This is a genomic window from Pseudomonas sp. TNT2022 ID1044 (assembly GCF_028656895.1).
In the GTDB taxonomy this organism is placed as follows: domain Bacteria; phylum Pseudomonadota; class Gammaproteobacteria; order Pseudomonadales; family Pseudomonadaceae; genus Aquipseudomonas; species Aquipseudomonas reinekei.
The window spans coordinates 104,308-123,113 of sequence record NZ_JAMDHB010000008.1 but is presented as its reverse complement, the minus strand read 5'-3'; the positions used below and the strand labels follow the sequence as shown (position 1 = coordinate 123,113).

15 protein-coding genes are annotated in these 18,806 nt (G+C 61.4%); 11 read left to right on the top strand and 4 right to left on the bottom strand.

What is annotated here, in order from left to right; translation table 11 throughout:
* The first annotated feature begins 17 nt into the window (after window positions 1–17).
* The 7 genes from thiL (at window position 18) to M5G20_RS12390 (ending at window position 5,644) form a co-directional block, all read left to right on the top strand.
* The gene (thiL, locus tag M5G20_RS12420) at window positions 18–983 is read left to right on the top strand and encodes a thiamine-phosphate kinase (protein WP_273919345.1); all 966 of its coding nucleotides are present in this window, start codon (window positions 18–20) and stop codon (window positions 981–983) included.
* Window positions 980–1,483, top strand: a complete 504-nt coding sequence (locus M5G20_RS12415; protein ID WP_273919344.1) for a phosphatidylglycerophosphatase A family protein — start codon at window positions 980–982, stop codon at window positions 1,481–1,483. Before thiL ends, M5G20_RS12415 begins: the two co-directional genes overlap by 4 nt.
* A 23-nt stretch (window positions 1,484–1,506) precedes the next feature.
* Window positions 1,507–2,247: a substrate-binding periplasmic protein gene (locus tag M5G20_RS12410; RefSeq protein WP_273919343.1), complete on the top strand. Its 741-nt coding sequence runs from the start codon at window positions 1,507–1,509 to the stop codon at window positions 2,245–2,247.
* A gap of 166 nt (window positions 2,248–2,413) precedes the next feature.
* Window positions 2,414–3,031, top strand: coding sequence for a GTP cyclohydrolase II (ribA, locus tag M5G20_RS12405; protein ID WP_075948644.1), 618 nt, complete (start codon window positions 2,414–2,416; stop codon window positions 3,029–3,031).
* Entirely contained in the window at window positions 3,028–3,447 is a 420-nt protein-coding gene (locus M5G20_RS12400; RefSeq protein ID WP_150734617.1) for an MFS transporter, read from the top strand. The genes ribA and M5G20_RS12400 overlap by 4 nt, the downstream gene beginning before the upstream one ends.
* Entirely contained in the window at window positions 3,447–4,247 is an 801-nt protein-coding gene (locus tag M5G20_RS12395) for a cobalamin-binding protein (RefSeq protein WP_273919342.1), read from the top strand. The genes M5G20_RS12400 and M5G20_RS12395 overlap by 1 nt, the downstream gene beginning before the upstream one ends.
* Before the next feature lie 215 nt (window positions 4,248–4,462).
* Window positions 4,463–5,644: a pyridoxal phosphate-dependent aminotransferase gene (locus M5G20_RS12390; RefSeq protein ID WP_273919341.1), complete on the top strand. Its 1,182-nt coding sequence runs from the start codon at window positions 4,463–4,465 to the stop codon at window positions 5,642–5,644.
* 70 nt (window positions 5,645–5,714) lie between these two features.
* On the opposite strand, the gene M5G20_RS12385 is transcribed toward M5G20_RS12390, so the two are convergent.
* The 4 genes from M5G20_RS12385 to M5G20_RS12370 all read right to left on the bottom strand — a co-directional run bounded on the left by M5G20_RS12385 (window position 5,715) and on the right by M5G20_RS12370 (window position 10,829).
* The gene (locus tag M5G20_RS12385) at window positions 5,715–7,598 is read right to left on the bottom strand and encodes a TonB-dependent receptor domain-containing protein (protein ID WP_273919340.1); all 1,884 of its coding nucleotides are present in this window, start codon (window positions 7,596–7,598) and stop codon (window positions 5,715–5,717) included.
* A 114-nt stretch (window positions 7,599–7,712) separates the two neighbouring features.
* Window positions 7,713–9,611, bottom strand: a complete 1,899-nt coding sequence (gene dxs / locus M5G20_RS12380) for a 1-deoxy-D-xylulose-5-phosphate synthase (RefSeq protein WP_273919339.1) — start codon at window positions 9,609–9,611, stop codon at window positions 7,713–7,715.
* A gap of 91 nt (window positions 9,612–9,702) precedes the next feature.
* The gene (gene ispA / locus M5G20_RS12375; protein WP_273919338.1) at window positions 9,703–10,590 is read right to left on the bottom strand and encodes a (2E,6E)-farnesyl diphosphate synthase; all 888 of its coding nucleotides are present in this window, start codon (window positions 10,588–10,590) and stop codon (window positions 9,703–9,705) included.
* A complete protein-coding gene (locus tag M5G20_RS12370) occupies window positions 10,587–10,829 on the bottom strand; it encodes an exodeoxyribonuclease VII small subunit (protein WP_007894317.1) in 243 nt (80 codons plus the stop codon). The genes ispA and M5G20_RS12370 overlap by 4 nt, the downstream gene beginning before the upstream one ends.
* Window positions 10,830–11,077: 248 nt before the next feature.
* On the opposite strand from M5G20_RS12370, the gene M5G20_RS12365 reads away from it, so the two are divergent.
* Genes M5G20_RS12365 through M5G20_RS12350 form a run of 4 tightly spaced genes read left to right on the top strand, consistent with a single transcriptional unit; the run spans window position 11,078 to window position 18,806 of the window.
* The gene (locus M5G20_RS12365) at window positions 11,078–11,866 is read left to right on the top strand and encodes a YfaP family protein (RefSeq protein ID WP_273919337.1); all 789 of its coding nucleotides are present in this window, start codon (window positions 11,078–11,080) and stop codon (window positions 11,864–11,866) included.
* 36 nt (window positions 11,867–11,902) lie between these two features.
* The gene (locus tag M5G20_RS12360; protein ID WP_273919336.1) at window positions 11,903–13,615 is read left to right on the top strand and encodes a DUF2138 domain-containing protein; all 1,713 of its coding nucleotides are present in this window, start codon (window positions 11,903–11,905) and stop codon (window positions 13,613–13,615) included.
* On the top strand, window positions 13,600–14,250 hold the full coding sequence (locus M5G20_RS12355; RefSeq protein ID WP_150734625.1) for a DUF1175 domain-containing protein: 651 nt from the start codon (window positions 13,600–13,602) through the stop codon (window positions 14,248–14,250). Before M5G20_RS12360 ends, M5G20_RS12355 begins: the two co-directional genes overlap by 16 nt.
* Entirely contained in the window at window positions 14,247–18,806 is a 4,560-nt protein-coding gene (locus M5G20_RS12350) for an alpha-2-macroglobulin family protein (protein ID WP_273919335.1), read from the top strand. Before M5G20_RS12355 ends, M5G20_RS12350 begins: the two co-directional genes overlap by 4 nt.

Sequence of the window (18,806 nt, the reverse complement as noted above, 5' to 3'; positions counted from 1 at the left end):
CAGCGCTTGATTCAGCAATGGGTGAGTTTGAACTGATCCGCAATTTCTTCGCCGCCGCGCCTTGTGCGCAGGGCGGCGAAGGCGTTGCTCTCGGGATCGGCGATGACTGCGCCTTGCTGGCTGTTCCTCCCGGGGAGCAGTTGGCGATTTCCACCGATACGTTAGTGGCCGGCGTGCATTTCGCTGACCCGTGCGATCCGTATCTGCTCGGTCAGCGCTCGCTGGCCGTGGCCGTTAGCGACCTGGCCGCCATGGGCGCCACTCCGGTTGCCTTTACCCTGGCCCTGACCTTGCCGACGGTGACCGCCGATTGGCTGCAAGCCTATGCCCGTGGTTTGAACCAGATGGCGCAAAGCTGCAGCGTGGCGTTGGTTGGCGGCGATACCACTCGCGGACCTTTGAGCCTGACCATGACCGTGTTCGGTCGCGTGCCGTCCGGCAAGGCGTTGACCCGTAGCGGTGCGCAGCCGGGCGATCTGTTGTGTGTCGGCGGCGAGTTGGGTAATGCCGCCGGCGCTTTGCCGCTGGTGCTCGGTCAGCGTACGGCAGAAGCGGCCATTACCGAGCCGTTGCTCGCGCACTATTGGTCGCCGCAACCACAGCTTGGTCTGGGCCAGGCTTTGCGCGGCAAGGCCACTTCGGCGATGGATATTTCCGATGGCCTGCTCGCGGATTGCGGGCATATCGCCCTCGCTTCAAAAGTCTGTCTTCAAGTTGAGCGTGACCGGTTGCCGTTGTCGCAGGCGCTGCGGGCATTCCTTGGCCAGTCCGATGCACAAAGCGCGGCCCTGAGCGGCGGTGACGATTACGTGCTGGCGTTCACCTTGCCGTCCGTCGAGTTGCCGGCGCTGCTGGCCAACGGCTGGCCGATTCATGTGATCGGCCGCGTCGTGATCGGGCAGGGCGTGACGCTGCTGGATGCCGATGGGCAGGACATCACCCCGCAAACCCGGGGTTACCAACATTTTCGGGAGTCACCGTGACAGATCATCCCAAACAGGTCCCGGCGGAATTCGTACCGCCGTCGGTCTGGCGTAATCCCTGGCATTTCCTGGCGTTCGGCTTCGGCTCGGGCACCCTGCCAAAGGCTCCGGGTACTTGGGGGTCGTTAGTTGCGCTACCTTTTATCCCGCTGTGGCAGATGTTGCCCGATTGGGGGTATTGGTTGATGCTGGGCATCACCATGCTGTTCGGCTTCTGGCTGTGCGGCAAAGTGGCCGATGATTTGCGTGTACACGACCATGAAGGCATCGTCTGGGACGAAATGGTCGGGATGTGGATTACCCTGTGGCTGGTGCCCGAAGGATGGCAGTGGTTGTTGGCGGGGTTCTTGATGTTCCGCTTCTTCGATATTCTCAAACCGTGGCCGATTCGCTGGATCGACCGGCACGTTCACGGCGGCGTCGGGATCATGCTCGATGACGTATTGGCCGGGGTGTTTGCCTGGCTGGCGATGCAAGGACTGGTGTGGGTTTTCGCCTAAGGGGTTAAGTGGGGGATCTAGGGATGGTTCGGCGCGGGTTGATGGCGATGGTGTTCGCCTTGTTTTGCTCATTCGTCCAGGCGGGTGAGGTGGCAACGACGGCGCCTTCGGTGATTCAGCTCGCCAGCGAAGAATGGGAAGACTACACCGCCGCCGATGGGCACGGTCTCGGTTGGGACGTGCTGCGCAAGGTCTTTGAGCCGGCAGGCGTCACGCTGAAGATCCGCACCGAACCTTATTTGCGCTCCATGGGCCTGGCCGAGCGCGGTGAAGTCGACGCCTGTGTCGGCTCCTACCGTGATGAATCGCCCGAGCTGATCTATCCCAAGTGGAATTTCGACACCGATCACATCTATGCCTTGGGCTTGGCCAGCAGCCCGGTGCCCACGCCGCAAACCCTGGGCGACTATCGATTGGCCTGGGTCCGGGGCTATGACTACCAGGATTATCTGCCCAACGTTCGCCGTTACAACGAAGTGCTGCGGCGTACCGGCATTGTCTCTATGCTGACTCAGAATCGTGCCGATTTTTACATCGATGCGCTGACAGAAGTCGATTTCGTGCGCAGTCGGGCCAAGGATCCATCGCAGTTGCGCAGCACCCATATCGCGGAATTGCCGTTGTACCTGTGTTTCGCCAAGACCCCCAATGCCCGCGCCCTGGCGAAGCTGTTTGATCAGCGCATGGAGGTGCTGGTGAAAAGTGGCGAGCTGAAGCCGGTCTTCGAACGCTGGAAACAACCGTATCCATTTGCAGAGTATTAACTCGGACTTTGCGGTCGGCGATTCCCCCCAAGGGATGGCGTTTGTCGGGGCGGACATCAAACTTTTTGATAGTTATTGCCGATAATTCAGCCTAAGCGTCGCCCGGAACGTGCTGTTACAATGCCGACCTGCGAATCTTAAGACTCTTTAGATCAGGAGCACACCGGTGCCTGTCGTTTTTGTCGCCGCTTCCAAGCTGCCAACGCCTTTTGCGCAATTCACCATGCACGGTTTTCTCGACGAAGCCACCGGCCGCGAGCACGTCGTGCTGAGCCTGGGTGAAATCGCCGATGGTGCACCGGTACTCGGCCGGTTGCATTCCGAATGCCTGACGGGCGATGCCTTGTTCAGCCAGCGTTGCGACTGCGGTTCGCAACTTGAAGCCGCCCTGCAGGCCATCGCCCGTGAAGGCCGCGGCGTGCTGCTGTACTTGCGTCAGGAAGGCCGTGGCATTGGCCTGCTGAACAAGATCCGCGCCTACGAATTGCAGGATGGCGGCGCCGACACTGTTGAAGCCAACGAACGCCTGGGCTTTGCCGCCGACCAGCGCGATTACGCCATGTGCCTGCCGATGCTGCAGCATCTGGGCGTCAAGTCCCTGCGTCTGATGACCAACAACCCGCGCAAGGTCAAAGCCTTGACCGACATGGGCATCGTGGTTGCCGAGCGCGTGCCGCTGCACACTGGCCATAACCCGCACAACAAACTCTACCTGGCGACCAAGGCCAGCAAGCTCGACCACATGATGGGCAACGAACATCAGGGCGAGGTAGATAGGGCGTGACGCGCGGTCAGGTACGGCGGCGGCTGTCCGTCAACTGGTGGCAATACCTGGCGCTGGCCTTGTTGCCGCTGTTCGTGATCAACGCTGTATTCGGCCAGAGCGAGGCGATTTTGCCGGTGCTGGCGATGCCGTTGTTCATCGCGGGTGTCGCCTCGATGTTTGTCAGCCTGAAATTTTTCGGTGGCTACAAACACGCATTGATCGCCACCCAGAAAGCCCTCGATACCCCTGAAGAGCCCGCCGCGTGGATCAGCCTGGCAGCCAAGCGCCGTACGGCCTTCCTCGCCGCCGGCCTGCCGGCATGGATCGGTGCACTGGCCGTGTTCGTGGGTCTTGAAGCGGTACCGCTGATGTTGCTGGCGCTGTCGACCACGGTGCTGTTCTATCTCTACCGTATTCCGCGTCAGCTCGGTTGATGCGTGCGATCTGGCTGACGGTTTTGCTGTTGGCCTTCAGCGGCTCGGCAGCCGCGGTCGAGCGAGTTGTCAGTCTCGCGCCTTCTCTTTCTGAAATCGTCGTTGAACTGGGTTCGGCCGACCTGCTGGTGGGCGTGCTGGATGCCGGTGAACGTCCCGCCGAACTCAAGCACCTGCCTTCTGTTGGCCGCTACGGCCAATTGGACCTGGAACGCTTGCTCAGCCTGCAGCCCGACTTGCTGCTGCTCTGGCCCGGCAGCGTCGGCCCGGCCCAGCGTGAACAACTCAAGCGCTTGAACATCCCGACCTTCGTCGCCGAACCCCACGATTTCAAACAGCTCACCGCGCAGATCGAAGCGATAGCCGCTCAGCTCGGGCGACCGGAGCGGGGCGCGGCACTGGCGACCGGTTTGCGTCAGCGACTGGCGGACCTGCGCCAACGCTATCGTCGGGATCAGCCGTTGCGGGTGTTCTACCAAGTGTGGGATCGGCCGCTGTACACCATCGGCGGTGGGCAGATCATCAGCGATGCGCTGCAAGTGTGCGGGGCGCGAAATGTATTCGACGAGCAGACATTGCCAGCGCCCCAAGTCAGTGTAGAGGCAGTGTTGCAGCGCAATCCCGAGGTGATTCTGGCCAGCGATCAGACGCAGCTCGATGCATGGAAAACCTGGCCGCAGGTGGCGGCTGTAAAACAGGGGCAGTTGCGACGGGTGACGGACAAAGGCCTGGAACGCCCAAGCGGGCAGATGATCGAGGCGACTGCCAGGCTGTGCCAGTTGATCGCCCCCGATCGCTAGGCCGAGGTGCAGCCAGCGCGCCACCTGTGTCTCACCGCTAACGGGAAACGACTGGCAAACTGTTCTGCCAGCGCCACCACGGTTGATCGCAGATTTCGTCGAACGAACTATTGTCATCGAACAGGACTTTGCTCGTATCAGCAAAACGCCCCAACGTCAGGCCTGACTTGAACATTGAAAGGAACGTCAACCCGAGGGTTTTCAAGGAGCTTCACATGAAATACTCGTCCATGGTCGAGCGCATCAGCGGCGAAACCGTCACAGCCTGGGACATCCACTACGCCGCATGCGATGCGCAGGCGCGGGGTGAAGATGCGATCGTGCTGAGCATCGGCGATCCGGATTTCGCCACTGCCGATGAAATTTGCGCGGCAGCGGTTCAGGCAATCAACGCAGGCGACACCCACTACACCCATGTGATCGGTCGCCCGGAACTGCGCGAAGCCATTGCCACGAAACAGTCGGCCTTGCTCGGCCAGCCAGTGTCCGCCGACAACGTAGCGCTGGTGGCCGGTGCGCAGAATGGCTTGTACGCGACCGCCATGTGCCTGTTCGAACAGGGTGATGAAGTGCTGGTGCCCGCACCGATGTACCTGACGTATGCGGCGAGCATTCAGGCCTCGGGGGCGCGGCTGGTACCGATTGCCCAGCCGGGGGGCGATGATTTTCGGCTGACCTTCGCGGCCATCGAAGCGGTGATCACCGACAAGACGCGCGGCATCGCCCTGGCTACGCCAAACAACCCCACCGGCAACGTCTACACCAAACAGGAGCTCGAAGCTGTGGCGCTGGTCGCTCAGCGTCACAACCTGTGGGTGATCAGCGATGAGGTCTACGGTCAGCTGACCTATGATCGTCCCCACCAGAGCGTGGCGAGCTTCGAAGGCATGGCCGACCGCACCGTGGTGCTCAATAGCTTGTCCAAGTCCCACGCCATGACAGGCTGGCGGGTGGGCTGGGTGGTGGGTCCGCCAGCGCTGATCGGTCATCTGGATAACCTGCTGCTGTGCATGCTCTACGGGCTGCCGGGATTTATTCAGGCGGCTGCGCTCAAGGCGTTGGAGCTGGATGAGCAGGTGGTCAGCCATGCGCGGGAACTGTATCTGCGACGTCGAAACCTGGTGGTCGAAGGCTTGCGCAATGTGCCGCTGCTCAAGTGCAAGGTGCCCGAGGCCGGCATGTTCATGTTGGTGGATGTACGCGAGTGCGGGCTGTCGAGCACCGAGTTTGCCTGGCAGCTGTTCCGTGCTACCGGGGTTGCGGTACTCGACGCCAGCGCGTTCGGCGCCGGCACCGCCGGATTTGTACGGATCTCGTTCACCGTTTCCGATGCCGCGTTAAGAGATGCCTGTCGTCGTATCGCAGGCTTCGTCGAAGGGCTTCAGGCGCGCGGCTGACACACTGATCTGAACGTTTCAGCGGGTGACTGGCCTCATGGGGGCCAGTCAAACCGTCACAAGTACAAGTTCAGATTTCCGGCGTCCAGGTCACCCCGAACATCCACGCCCGACCTTCTTCGCGATACCCGTACTGGCTGCCGTCATGGCTGTAGAGCGCGCGGCTGTAACCCTTGTCCAGCAGGTTATCCACCTTCAACTCCAGCTTGATCTCGCGATTGAGCACCCAACTGCTGCGTAACCCCAGCAAGGCATAACCGCCCAACGGCTGTTGATTGTTCAAGTCGTCGTAGCTGCTGCTCACTGCTTGCCAACTGGCACCGAGGCCCAGTCGATCGAACTGCCGATCCAGGTCCAGGCTCAAGGTACGTCGTGCGCGACGGGCCAGGGTATGCCCGGTGTCGCGATCCCGTGGGTCGATGATCGCCACGCCGAGGTTGCTCTGCCAGCCGAACAGATCCTGTTTCAATGCCGCTTCGAAGCCGTTGATCCGGGCCGAGGCGACGTTTTCCGGGCGCGAGTTACTGCCGAAGATGATTGCGTCTTCGAGATCCGTTCGGTACAGCGAGGCTTCCAGTCGGCTGCTCTCGGTCAATTGGCTGCGCCATTGCAGCTCATAACTTTTCGAGGTTTCCGGTTTCAGGTCAGGGTTGCTGAAGTCGGGGTAATACAGGTCGTTGAAGGTCGGTGCGCGGAAGCCTTCGCTGTAGGTCAGCAGCACATCGTTGTCCGGGTTCAGCGGCAGGGTGAGGGTCCCGCTCCAGCTGTTCTGGCCACCGAATTGCTGGTTCTGGTCGCGGCGCAGGCCCAGTTCGGTGGAGAACCTGTCCGCCTGATAACGGTGCTGGATGAATGCCGCACGGTTCCAGCGGCTGTCTTCGTCGAACGCGGTGCTGCTGTTAACCCGGTCTTCGTACCAGTCTCCGCCGAGGATCAAGCTGTTGCTTTCGTTGAGTGTCAGGTCGTTCTGCCAGTTCACCGTGTCGCGGTAGGTGTTGAATACGCTGCGTTCATCGCTGAGCTTGTCGAAGGTTTTCTCGCGGTTTTCGCTGTGGCCGAACTCGATCCGGGTTTTCCACAGGTCGTTGACCCGCGCGTCGACGTAGCTGCTGACGCTGCTCACATCGAATCTGTTGTACGGCTGCTCCTGGACGGACTCGAAGGTATTCAGGTCGAAGCGGCCGAACGGATTGTCGTATTCACTTTTGCCCCGGTTATCCAGCACGTTGGCGCCGATTTCGACGTCATCGCTCAAAGCATGGCTCACGCTCATGCTGAACGATTTATTGCGGTACGCGTCGTGATCGCTGTCGCTGGGGTACGACTCATGGGTGCGATCGATCCCGGCGGTTTCATCGAGGCTGGCGCCGAGATTGAAGCGAGTCTGCTCATTGCCGCCAGACAAATTAAGGCTGCGTTCCCAGGTCTGGTTGCTGCCAAAGCCGACGTGCATCTGTGGACGCAACCCCGGTTCGCTGCCACGCCGGGTAAAAATCTGGATCACCCCGCCAATCGCGTCGCTGCCGTAAATCACGGATCGCGAGCCGCGCAGCACTTCTACGCGCTCGACCTGTTCAATGTTGATGTGCTGCAGATTGCTGTCGCCCGAGGACGAATTGCCGATGCGTTGACCGTCCACCAGCACCAGGCTTTGCGCCGACTGCGTGCCGCGAATGTAGATCCCCGGCAGACTGCCACGCCCGCCGGTTTGCGCGACTTGCACCCCGGGCACCCGACGCAGCAGGTCGGTAACGCTGTTGGGTTGCAGGCGGTCGATGTCTTCGCGGGTGAACACGGTGTTGGCGGCGCTGCTGTCGTTGCGCGCTTCGACCTGGCGGTTGGCGCTGATCAGCACGTCGGGCAGTTTCAGGGCTTGATCGCGTTCGAAGGTGTCGGCCAGCAGTTGCCCGGCTGGCAGCAAGGTCAGCGTCAGGGCCAGGCGAGAGAAATTCATAGTTTTTCGTAGCAGCGAAGGGAGTACACAGTCCTGTAGGCGCCGGCTTGCTGGCGATAGCGCTTTCAAAAAGGCCATCGCCAGCAAGCCGGCTCCTACAAGAGCAGATCGGGTTTACAGATTGAGCAGTTGCAGGCGCTCGCGAATCGAAGCTTCGATGCCGGCCTCGTCCAGCCCACACTCAGCGAGCATCTGCGCAGGCTTGGCGTGTTCGACGTAGATGTCCGGCAAGCCGAGGTGCAGCATCGACTTGAGGATGTTCTCGCGGGCGAGGAACTCGCTGACCGCGCCACCGGCGCCGCCCATGATCGCATTCTCTTCGATGGTCACCAGCAATGTGTGGCTGCCAGCGATTTCGCGCACCAGGTCTTCATCCAGCGGCTTGACGAAACGCATGTCGACCACCGTTGCATCGAGCTTCTCTGCAACTTTCAGCGCCTCGGCCAACTGCACACCGAACACCAGCAGGGCGACGTTGCTGCCTTGACGGCGAACGATGCCTTTGCCGATTTCGATCGGTTCGAGGTCTTTCTCGATGGTTGCATTCGGGCCGTTGCCGCGTGGATAACGCACGGCCGCCGGGCCTTCGTAAAGGTGACCGGTGGTGAGCATTTTGCGCAGTTCGTTCTCATCGCTCGGGGTCATCACCAGCATGCCCGGGATGCAGCGCAGGAACGACAGGTCGAAGCTGCCGGCGTGAGTCGGGCCGTCTTCGCCAACAAGACCGGCGCGGTCGATGGCGAACAGTACGTCGAGGTTCTGCACGGCGACGTCATGTATCAATTGGTCGTAGCCGCGCTGCAGGAAGGTCGAATAGATCGCCACCACCGGTTTGGCGCCTTCGCAGGCCATGCCGGCCGCCAGTGTCACGGCGTGTTGCTCGGCAATTGCGACGTCGAAGTAGCGCAGCGGGAAGCGTTCGCTGAAGGCCACCAGATCGGAGCCTTCCTTCATTGCGGGGGTGATCCCGACCAGGCGCGGGTCAGCCGCCGCCATGTCGCACAGCCACTCGCCGAATACACCGGAATACTTCGGCCCGCTGGCCTTCTTCGGCGCAGCGGCCGGGGCGTCCAGTGGTTCGAGTTTGGTGATGGCGTGGTAACCGATCGGGTCGACTTCCGCCGGGGCGAAGCCTTTGCCTTTCTTGGTGACGATGTGCAGGAACTGCGGGCCTTTCAGATCGCGCATGTTGCGCAGGGTGGCGATCAGGGTCGGCAGGTCGTGGCCATCGATCGGGCCGATGTAGTTCCAGCCCAGCTCTTCGAACAGGGTGCCGGGAACCAGCATGCCTTTGGCGTATTCTTCGGTGCGCCGGGCGATTTCCCAGGCACCGGGCAGGCGCGACAACACTTTTTTGCTGCCTTCGCGCATGCTGGCGTAGGTGCGGCTGGAAAGAATCTTCGCCAGATAGTTCGACAGGCCGCCGACGTTACGCGAGATCGACATGTCGTTGTCGTTGAGGATCACCAGCATGTTGGCGTCCACTTCCGGCGCATGGTTCAGCGCTTCGAACGCCATGCCGGCCGTCAACGCGCCGTCGCCGATCACCGCGATCGCTTTGCGATCGCTGTTTTGCAGGCGGGCGGCAATCGCCATGCCCAGCGCGGCACTGATCGACGTGCTGGAGTGGCCGACGCCAAAGGTGTCGTACTCGCTTTCGGAGCGGCGCGGGAACGCGGCAATGCCGTCCTTCTGGCGCAGGGTGCCCATGCGCTCGCGGCGACCGGTGAGGATCTTGTGCGGATAAGCCTGATGACCGACGTCCCACACCAGCCGGTCGTCCGGGGTGTCGAAAACGTAATGCAGCGCGATGGTCAGCTCGATCACGCCCAGGCCGGCACCGAAATGCCCACCGGTCTGGCCGACCGTGTAGAGCAATTCCAGGCGCAACTCATCGGCCAGGGTTTCCAGCTCGGCTTCGCCTAACCGGCGCAGGCCGTCCGGCGTGTTCGCGCGGTCGAGCAGGGGCGTGGTCGGGCGCTTGCGGGGAATCTCATGAAACGTCGTGGGCATCAGGCGAATCGTTATAGGTATAAAAGATGCGGCAGTTTACCTGATGCATCGGCCCCTGCCCACGCGTTGGTCCTTTTTGGCGGATACGCCGTCAGCTGCGCCGGTCGACGATATACCGGGCCAGGTCACGCAACGGCTCTGCCGCCGCGTCAAACGGTCGCAGCGCGTGCAGGGCCTGATCGCGCAGTTCCAGCGCGTAAGCCTTGGCCGCGTCGAGGCCGAGCAGGGCCGGGTAGGTCGGCTTGTCCCGGGCAATGTCCGCGCCCTGGCGCTTGCCGAGGGTTTCGGTATCGCTTTCGACGTCGAGAATGTCGTCCTGCACCTGGAACGCCAGGCCGATGGCCTGTGCATAAGTCTGCAGGGATTTCAGTTCGTCCTTCTCGGCACGGCCGCTGGCCAGGGCACCGAGCTTGACGCTGACTTCGATCAACGCACCGGTCTTGTGCCGATGCATGTATTCGAGGGCTTTCTGATCAAGCTTCAGACCGACTGAGCCAAGATCGATGGCTTGACCGCCGACCATGCCCGCCGGGCCTGCGGCCTTGGCCAATGCACTGACCATTTGCAGGCGAATCTCTGCGTCAGCGTTGCTCAGGCGCGGGTCGAGCAGGGCGCTGAAGGCCAGGCTCTGCAAGCCGTCGCCGGCGAGTATCGCGCAGGCTTCATCGAATTTCTTGTGGGTGGTTGGCTGGCCGCGACGCAGGTCGTCATCGTCCATGGCCGGCAAATCGTCATGCACCAGCGAGTAAGCGTGGATCAACTCCACCGCGCAGGCTGCGCCGTTGGCTTGCTCGGGCTTGCTGCCCAACGCTTCGCAGGCCGCGTAGGCCAGCAAGGGACGAACACGCTTGCCGCCGTTCATCACGCTGTAGCGCATGGCTTCGTACAACCGCGCCAGCTCAGGGCCCGGTGCAGTGAACAGGGTTTCCAGTGCCGCATTGACCCGGCCCTGGCTGGTCGCCGAATACGCTGCAATCATTCTGGCTGGTCCGCGTCGAAGGGTTCCTCGGCCAACTCGCCATCACGCTCGAGCAGCACCTGAACCTTTTGCTCGGCCTGAGCCAGCGCCGCCTGGCAATCGCGGGTCAGACCGATGCCTTGCTCGAAAGCGGTCAACGAATCTTCCAGCGACAATTCGCCATTCTCCAGACGCTCGACCAGCGTTTGCAGGTCGGCGAGAGATTGTTCGAAATCCAGTGCAGCTTTTTTGCGGGCCATGGCGGCGATTTCCGGTTGACGTTAAACCGGCGCGACACTAGCAGATAGGGGGTTCATGGGCAAATGAGCGGGGTGATTCCCGCCGCATTTTCAAAGGGATCCGATTGTGATGAGGCGCAGCAACGTCTAATCTTCGCGCCTTGTACGACCCAACCGTCACGGGTCTTTCAGACGAAACGCAGTATCTCCATCTGTAACGCGCCGAGGATCAGGCGCAAGGTTTCGTCATGCATGGCAGGAGGCGTCACATGCGCTCATTTTTTTTGCTGCTGATCGGGTGGGTCTGCATGCCGGCAATGGCCGCGCCGAGTGCCGAATTGTCGGAACCGGTGGGCGGCTGGCGCTTTAACGGTTTGCTGGACCGCACGGAAAACCCGCGAGTCGCCTATCCCACGCCACCCATCGACCGGGGCGTGCAGCGTAATCGCACGATGATCGAAGGCCAGCTCAAGGCCATCGGTACGCAACGCGGGCCTCACACGCTGGCGGTCAATGGCAATCCCCTGAACCTGTACACCGACGACCAGGGCCGTTTTGCCCGGCCGTATGCGTTCGGTGCCGGTTCCAACAGCGTCGAAGTGCGCAGTGCCGAAGGTCAGTCGCTCAAGCGCGTTCAATTCTATGAAGCCAATAACTTGCGCACGCCGGCGCGGATTCGCGTGGTGCTGGGTTGGGATGATCCGAAGGCCGAACTCGATCTGCACATCATCACGCCTGACGGCCAACACGCGTTCTGGGCTCACTCGGCGCTGACCAACGGCGGCGGCCTCGACCCGGACGGCGTCGACGGCCCCGGCCCGGAAATGTTCACCATGACCGCGCCGATGCATGGCACCTATCTGGTTTACGTCAACTATTGGGGCAACTTTGGCAGCGGCGGCTATAACTTCGATGAGGCTGGCAACCAGAACGAGGTGATCACTTCGCAGATCAACCTGGTGCTCAACGAAAACACCGTCGACGAAAAACGCGAGACCTTCATCGTGCCCCTGCGGGCCATCGGTGACCTGCTGCTGGTCAAGACTTTCAACTATTAAGCATCCCGCACCACGGATGACATCGGGTTTTGTGAAATGAGCGATAACTCTGTTACCCCGGCTGCCGAAACACCGAGCGCCAAACCGTCCCGTCGCTGGCCGGCCATTGTGGTCGGGCTGTGCCTGGTCGCCGGCGTGGCCGCTGGCATGGGCTGGCTGATGAAAAAAAGCACCGCGCCGGCGCCGCAACTGGCGGCGGAAAAACTGGGCATGAGCCGCCCCGATGGTTTGCTCGAAACCCGTTCCTTGAGCCAATTGCCCAAGGATTTGCTGGCCGTGCCGTTCCTCAAGGAGACCCTGACCGAAGATTTCGTCTTCTATTACGAAGCCCACGCCGATCGCCTCGGGCTGATCGGTAGCCTGCGGCGGATCATCTACGAACATGACCTGAAGTTGCAGGACACGCTGATCGAGCATCTGTTCGACCAACCGGCGGACGTCGCGCTGTGGCGCGGGGCGGATGGGCGGCTCAAGGATTTCCTGCTGGTGATGGATCGCGGTGGCTTGGCCAAAGTACTGGAACCGCTGGCAAAAGTGGCGCTGGATGATTCGCAACTGAGCAAAGTCGCAGAGGTGAAAGTCGGCACCGATGACGTGGTGCTTTACCAGCTCACCTACAACGCCAGCAAGGCGCTGGTGTTCGGCTCCCATGGCGACAAACTGGTGGTGCTGTCCAACCCGACCAGGCTTTACGACCCTGACAGTGGCGTGACACTGGAAGCGGGCGGCGTTTCAACCAAGGCCATCGCGGCGCTGCTCAACGGCGAAAAACTGTTCCCTGAAGCCTTCGGCCTGCCACCCCGTGCGCCGGAGGTGAAACAGCGCCTGTCGGTCAACGCCAGTGTGTTGGCCATGGGTTATCAGCGCTTCATTCCCAACTTCGCCGGCTTGCGTTTCGACATGGACGATAAAGGCTGGCACAGCTTCCTGGCCATGGATGAACTGGAGAATCAACCGGACTTCGATTTCAAACCGGTCTGGCAAGCCATGCCCATGGGCGCGAGCGCTTGTGTGGCGCTGCCGCTGGCCGCTGAACAACAGACACCGTTGCTGGTAAAACTCGGTGCCGAAGAGCGCGCCGCTCAAGCGTTGACCGAGCACATGGGCGGTGCGGCAGGCCTTTGCTGGTACGCCGACTCGCGCCTGTACACGCCGCTGCTGGTGGCCAGTCTCAAGGATGAAGATAGTGCCAGCCTCGATGGCGATCTGGGCAAATTGTTCGGTTCGATGGTCGGCGCCTACGAAGGCAAGGTTGATGAACATGCTTTTCCGGTGGTGGAGAAACAGGAAGGCCAAAGCCATCAATGGCAGCGTCAGGTCAGCTCCAACTTTGGTGCCTACCAAGCCAAGGACGCCGAGAATCCGGACGCGATCAGCGGTAAGGCATTCATGCGTGTCAGTCTCGCGCGGCACGGTTCGACGCTGTTGTTTTCCCTCGACGACAAGCTGGTGGACAAGGCACTCGGTACCCTCGACAAACGCTTCCCGCCGATGGCTGACGTGGTGCCGAAAGACCTGCTGATGCCGGTGTATTTCGGCCCGGACTCCATGGCGCAACTGATGCAACGGGAAACCCTCGACAGCCTGCCCCAGGACATGGAACCGGTGTTTTACAACGCCGCGCAAACCTACCTGATCCCGAAACTGCGCAAGCTCGGCGGCTACGGCAAGTACGCCCTGACCCTGCCTGAAGGCAGCGAGCCGGACGGTCATTGGCAATGGCTGCCGCTGGAATGGAAAGCCCTGTGAACACGTTGATCCGCAGCCTCGGTTTCCTCGCTTTGCTGCTAAGCGCGGGTGCCTGGGCGATCGAAACACCCGCGCTGAATGTGCAGCAATCCCAAGTGTTCCGCGCCTGGTTTGTGCGCATCGCCCAGGAGCAACTTAGCCAGGGCCCGAGCCCACGCTGGTACCAACAGGACTGCGCCGGGCTGGTGCGGTTTGCCGCCAACGAAGCGCTGAAAGTCCACGACGACAAATGGCTGCGCAGCAATGGCCTGTCCAACCGTTATCTGCCGCCGGAATTGCAATTGAGCGACGCCCAGCGTGGCCTCGCTCAACAATGGCAACAGGGTGGCGGCAAGGTCGGGCCGTACGTCAATGCGATCAAGTTGATTCAGTTCAACAGTCACCTGGTGGGTCGCGATGTTGCGCAAGCACGGCCCGGCGACCTGATGTTTTTCGATCAGGGCGACGACCAGCACCTGATGATCTGGATGGGCCGCTTCATCGCCTATCACACCGGCACCACCACTCCCACCGACAACGGCATGCGCTCGGCAAGCTTGCAACAACTCATGACATGGAAGGACACCCGATGGATACCCGATGCAGCCAACCCCAACTTCATCGGCGTTTATCGACTGAATTTTCTCTCCCAATGACCGGTGCCCGCATGCTGCGTTTTCTGTCTCTGCTGTTGGTCATGGTGTTGCCTTTGTCGGCGGTCAACGCCGAAGACACTGTTGAACCCAGCGGCTACACGCCGGTCCCCGGCGAAAGTTTTTTCCTGTTGGCCGACAGCAGTTTTGCCAGCGACGAACAAGCGATGGTGCGCCTCGAAGCGCCAGGTCGTGACTACCGGCGCTTTCGCATGGAGCCTTACGGCGGCGCCGACATTCGCGTGTATCGCATCGACAAACCGCTGGACTTCCTCAAGCGCCAGAAGAACCTGCACCGCGTGGTCAGCGATGGCCAGTTCAAGGGCGAAGGCTTGTCCAACACGCTCGCGTACCTGTGGGACAACTGGTATCGAAAATCCCGTCGCGTGATGCAGCGGGCGTTCTCCTATGAGTCGCGCAAACAGGTCACCGAGGAAGTGCCGGAACTGAAAATGGGCGCCGCCATGGCCGCGCCGACGCCTTACGACGCGCCACCACAATTCGCGCTGATTCCGGGCCTGCCGGTAGTCAGTCAGTTCCGCTATCCATTGTGGCAAGCCAAACCGATCCAGCCGCCGCAAGGCGTGAACCTGGCCGGTTCTTCCAGCGAATTTGTCAGTGTCGCACCGGGTAACGTTTACATCCCGCTGGGTAATTTGAAGCCGGGGCTGTATCTGGTGGAAGCGCTGATCGGCAAGTACCGCGCGACCACCATGGTCTTCGTCTCCAACACCGTGGCGGTGAGCAAGATTGCCGGCGATGAATTGCTGGTGTGGGCCGCGCGCAAACACCAAGGCAGTTCGGTGCCCAAGGTCAATGTGCTGTGGACCGACGGCCTCGGCGTGATGAGCAGTGGCGCCACCGATGCCGAGGGGTTGCTGCGCCTGAAACACGTCAGCCCCGAGCGCTCGTTCGTGATTGGCGAGGACGAAGAGGGCGGGGTTTTCGTCTCGGAAAATTTCTACTACGACAGCGAAATCTACGACACCAAACTTTATGCCTTCACCGACCGGCCGCTGTATCGGCCGGGTGATTGGGTGTCGCTGAAAATCGTCGGTCGCGAGTTCAAGAATGCCCGCGATTCGGTGCAGCCAAGCGCTGCCGACGTCAGCGTGACTGTGCTGGATGCGACTGGCACCGCACTGCAAACCCTGGATTTGAAACTCGATTCGAAGGCCGGTACCCAAGGCCGCTTCCAGTTGCCGGACAACGCCGTGGCCGGTGGTTACGAGTTGCGCTTTAGCTACAAGGATCAGGCCTACAGCAGCGCCTTCCGCGTGGCTGAATACATCAAGCCGCACTTCGAAGTTTCCCTCAACCTGGCCAAACAGGATTACCGCACCGGCGAGCCGGTCAAGGGCAGTCTGGTGTTGCTGTACCCGGATGGGAAACCGGTGGCCAATGCCAAATTGAGCCTCAGCCTGCGTGCCCAGCAACTGTCGATGGTCGACAACGAACTGCAATACCTCGGGCAATTCCCGGTGGAGCTGACCAGCACCGAATTGACCACCGACGCCAAGGGCAATGCGACTCTCGATCTGCCGGCCGCCGACAAACCGAGCCGCTACATGCTCACCGTGTTTGCCAGTGACGGCGCGGCGTATCGGGTCAAGACCACCAAGGAAATCCTCATCGATCGTGGTGCGGCGAATTTCCGCTTGAGCGCACCGCAGCGGTTCAGCGCGGTGGGCGACAAGGTGGCGTTCAGCTTCGTCAACGAAAGCGAACAGAGCGCAGCGGTTACCCCGAGCAGTTACGGCTGGGTTCGCCTGGAAGATCAGAGCACTGGCGAAGGCAAGCTGGCGGCCGCCGATAAAAGTTTCACCCTGGCCTTTGAACGGCCCGGCACCTACAACCTGACACTTCGTGACGACCACGGCCGAACCCTCGGCGCCACCGGGCATTCAGTCACCGGCGACGGGGTCAAAGCCGTACCGGGTACCGTGGAAATCGTCCTCGATAAACCGGAGTACAAGGCCGGTGATGAAGCGCTGGCGTTGATCACCTTCCCCGAGCCGATCAACGATGCGTTGCTGTCGCTGGAGCGTGACAAGGTCGAGGCTACCGCGCTGCTGTCCAAGGGCGGCGACTGGTTGAAGATGGACAAACTCAGCGACACCCAGTACCGCGCGCGCATTCCGGTAAAGGACGGTTTCGCACCGAACCTGACGTTCTCGGTGCTGTACACCAAGGGCGGTCAGTACAGCTTCCAGAACGCCGGGATCAAGGTGATTACGCCGCAGATCGACGTGGCCATCGCAACGGATAAAGAGACTTATCAGCCGGGCGAAACGGTTTCTGTCGATCTGACGACGCAGTTCGCCGGCAAGCCGATTCCGGCACATCTGACGGTCAGCGTGGTCGACGAAATGGTCTACGCGCTGCAACCGGAAGTCGCACCCACCATCGACCAGTTCTTCTATCACCCACGACGCAACAACGTGCGCACCAGTGCCAGCCTGTCGTTCATCAGCTATGACGTTGCGCTGCCCGGCAGCCCCGGCGCACCGGGTAAAGCCAATCGCAGCGAACGCGGGGTGAAAGTGCTGGAGCGCCCGCGTCGCGAAGACGTCGACACCGCCGCCTGGCAACCGGAGCTGCTGACCGATGCCGAGGGCAAAACCCGATTCACCTTCAAGATGCCGGACTCGCTGACCCGCTGGCGCATCACCGCGCGGGCCATCGCCGACGACGGTCAGGTCGGGCAGAAAAAGCAGTTCGTGCGTTCGGAGAAACCGCTGTACCTGAAGTGGAGCGGGCCGAGCAAGTTCCGCACGGGTGACCAGCCTGATCTCGGTGTGTTTGCTTTCAGTCAGGCGCAAAACCCGGTCAAGGCTGAGCTGGTGACGCATTACCGGGGCAGTGAGCAGCGCATACCTGTCACGCTCAACAGCGGCATCAACTACATCCCGTTACCCGCGTTCGCGCTGACGAGCGGCGAGTGGACCGCCGAGCTGCTGCAGGACGGCACAATCGCGGACGCCCTGGCTGTGCGCTTGAGCGCAAGCGGCGAGGGCTGGCAAGTGACGCAAAGCCAACGCCTGGATGTCGCCAGCGGTGATACGCCGCTGGCGTTGCCGACAGACGCCACGGACATTCGCCTGCGTCTGGATGACAGCCCGCAAGCGCTGTTCCGTTCAGCGCTGGATGATCTGTTGAGTTATCCGTACGGCGGTGTCGAGCAAACCGCCAGTCGCCTGTTGCCGCTGAGCATCGCCTATCCGACGCTGTCGTCGAATCCGCAGATCCGTGATCGCTTGCGCCTGATCATGCAGAACAGCCGTTTGCGCCTGGTGCAAATGGCCGGGCCTGCGGCGAGTTTCACCTGGTGGGGCATGGATGGCGAGCCGGATGCGTTCCTTACGGCCTATGCCTATTACGCGGATTGGCACGCCAGCCAGGTGCTGGAATTGAGCCTGCCACCGGAGCATTGGCAGCGGGTGCTGGAGGTCTATTCGAAGCAGGCGAAGAACACCCCGCTGTTGCAGCGCGCGTTGATTGTGTCGTTCGCCAAACAGATGCAGTTGCCGGTTAACACCTTGCTCAGCGGCTTGATGGACGATCTGGCGAAAGCCGGCGAGGGCCATGCCGCGAACCTGATGGAGGACGGCGAAGACAGCATTGTCATGAGTGATCCGGATTCGGCGTTGGGGCTGGCGGCGGCGCGTGTGTTGACGGCATCGCTGGCGCGTCAGTCCAAGGTAGCGTTGCCGGATGCTTTCAATCGTCAATTGGCGGACGCGCAGGAGCGTTTGGCCGTCAGCTCGCAGCCGTTCGCCGAAGCGTTGAACCTGTCGCTGCAACCCTTCGATCAGGCACGCGCTCAAGCGTTGTTGCAACGCCTGTTGCCGCAACAATCAACCCTCGAACGGGCACTGGCATTGACCTGGCTGCAACGCAGTATCGAGCAGGCCTCGCCAACCATCGCACTGGCGCCCGGAGAGGGCTGGAAGAAGCAACACGGTGTCACCGGCGAAATGTACTGGACCTGGCAGGGCACAGCGCCGGTACCGAGTGTGTTGTCGCTGTCGGGCGCGCAGGAGCGTCCGCTGCGCGCGGCATTGAGCTTCCAGACCCGACAGCCGCCAGTCGATCCGATGGCCGTGACCATCACTCGTCGCCTGTCGCGACTGGTACCGGGTGACGAAGCCTTCACGTTCAAACTCGAAGCGGTCGGCACCACGCCGCTGTCCAGTGACAGCCTGTATCTGGACGAAGTGATCATCACCAGCAAAGCCGCCAAGCCGCTGCGTTACGGGATGATCGAAGTGCCGCTGCCGCCCGGTGCGGATGTCGAGCGCACTACTTGGGGCATCAAGCTGCAAGGCAAATCCGGCACTGAACCGACGGCACTGGAGAAAGCACGTTTCGAACCGGGACAACTGGCCTATGCCGTGCCCGTCGATGCGCTGAGCGGCGAATTGCGTTTGCGACATTTGGTGCGCTTCTCGCAGAAGGGCCAGTTCAATCTGCCGCCCGTGCGTTTCACTCAGGTCTATGCACCGCAGCATCAAGCCCAGGAACAGCAACCGGCGCTGGGTCAGGTCACGGTCAACTGA

What these genes read in the sequence shown, in the direction of transcription:
- thiL (WP_273919345.1), top strand. Translation starts at nt 18, where the DNA reads ATGGGTGAGTTTGAACTGATCCGCAATTTCTTCGCCGCCGCGCCTTGT.
- M5G20_RS12410 (WP_273919343.1), top strand. Translation starts at nt 1,507, where the DNA reads ATGGTTCGGCGCGGGTTGATGGCGATGGTGTTCGCCTTGTTTTGCTCA.
- M5G20_RS12395 (WP_273919342.1), top strand. Translation starts at nt 3,447, where the DNA reads ATGCGTGCGATCTGGCTGACGGTTTTGCTGTTGGCCTTCAGCGGCTCG.
- M5G20_RS12390 (WP_273919341.1), top strand. Translation starts at nt 4,463, where the DNA reads ATGAAATACTCGTCCATGGTCGAGCGCATCAGCGGCGAAACCGTCACA.
- M5G20_RS12385 (WP_273919340.1), bottom strand. Translation starts at nt 7,598, where the DNA reads ATGAATTTCTCTCGCCTGGCCCTGACGCTGACCTTGCTGCCAGCCGGG.
- dxs (WP_273919339.1), bottom strand. Translation starts at nt 9,611, where the DNA reads ATGCCCACGACGTTTCATGAGATTCCCCGCAAGCGCCCGACCACGCCC.
- ispA (WP_273919338.1), bottom strand. Translation starts at nt 10,590, where the DNA reads ATGATTGCAGCGTATTCGGCGACCAGCCAGGGCCGGGTCAATGCGGCA.
- M5G20_RS12370 (WP_007894317.1), bottom strand. Translation starts at nt 10,829, where the DNA reads ATGGCCCGCAAAAAAGCTGCACTGGATTTCGAACAATCTCTCGCCGAC.
- M5G20_RS12365 (WP_273919337.1), top strand. Translation starts at nt 11,078, where the DNA reads ATGCGCTCATTTTTTTTGCTGCTGATCGGGTGGGTCTGCATGCCGGCA.
- M5G20_RS12360 (WP_273919336.1), top strand. Translation starts at nt 11,903, where the DNA reads ATGAGCGATAACTCTGTTACCCCGGCTGCCGAAACACCGAGCGCCAAA.
- M5G20_RS12355 (WP_150734625.1), top strand. Translation starts at nt 13,600, where the DNA reads ATGGAAAGCCCTGTGAACACGTTGATCCGCAGCCTCGGTTTCCTCGCT.
- M5G20_RS12350 (WP_273919335.1), top strand. Translation starts at nt 14,247, where the DNA reads ATGACCGGTGCCCGCATGCTGCGTTTTCTGTCTCTGCTGTTGGTCATG.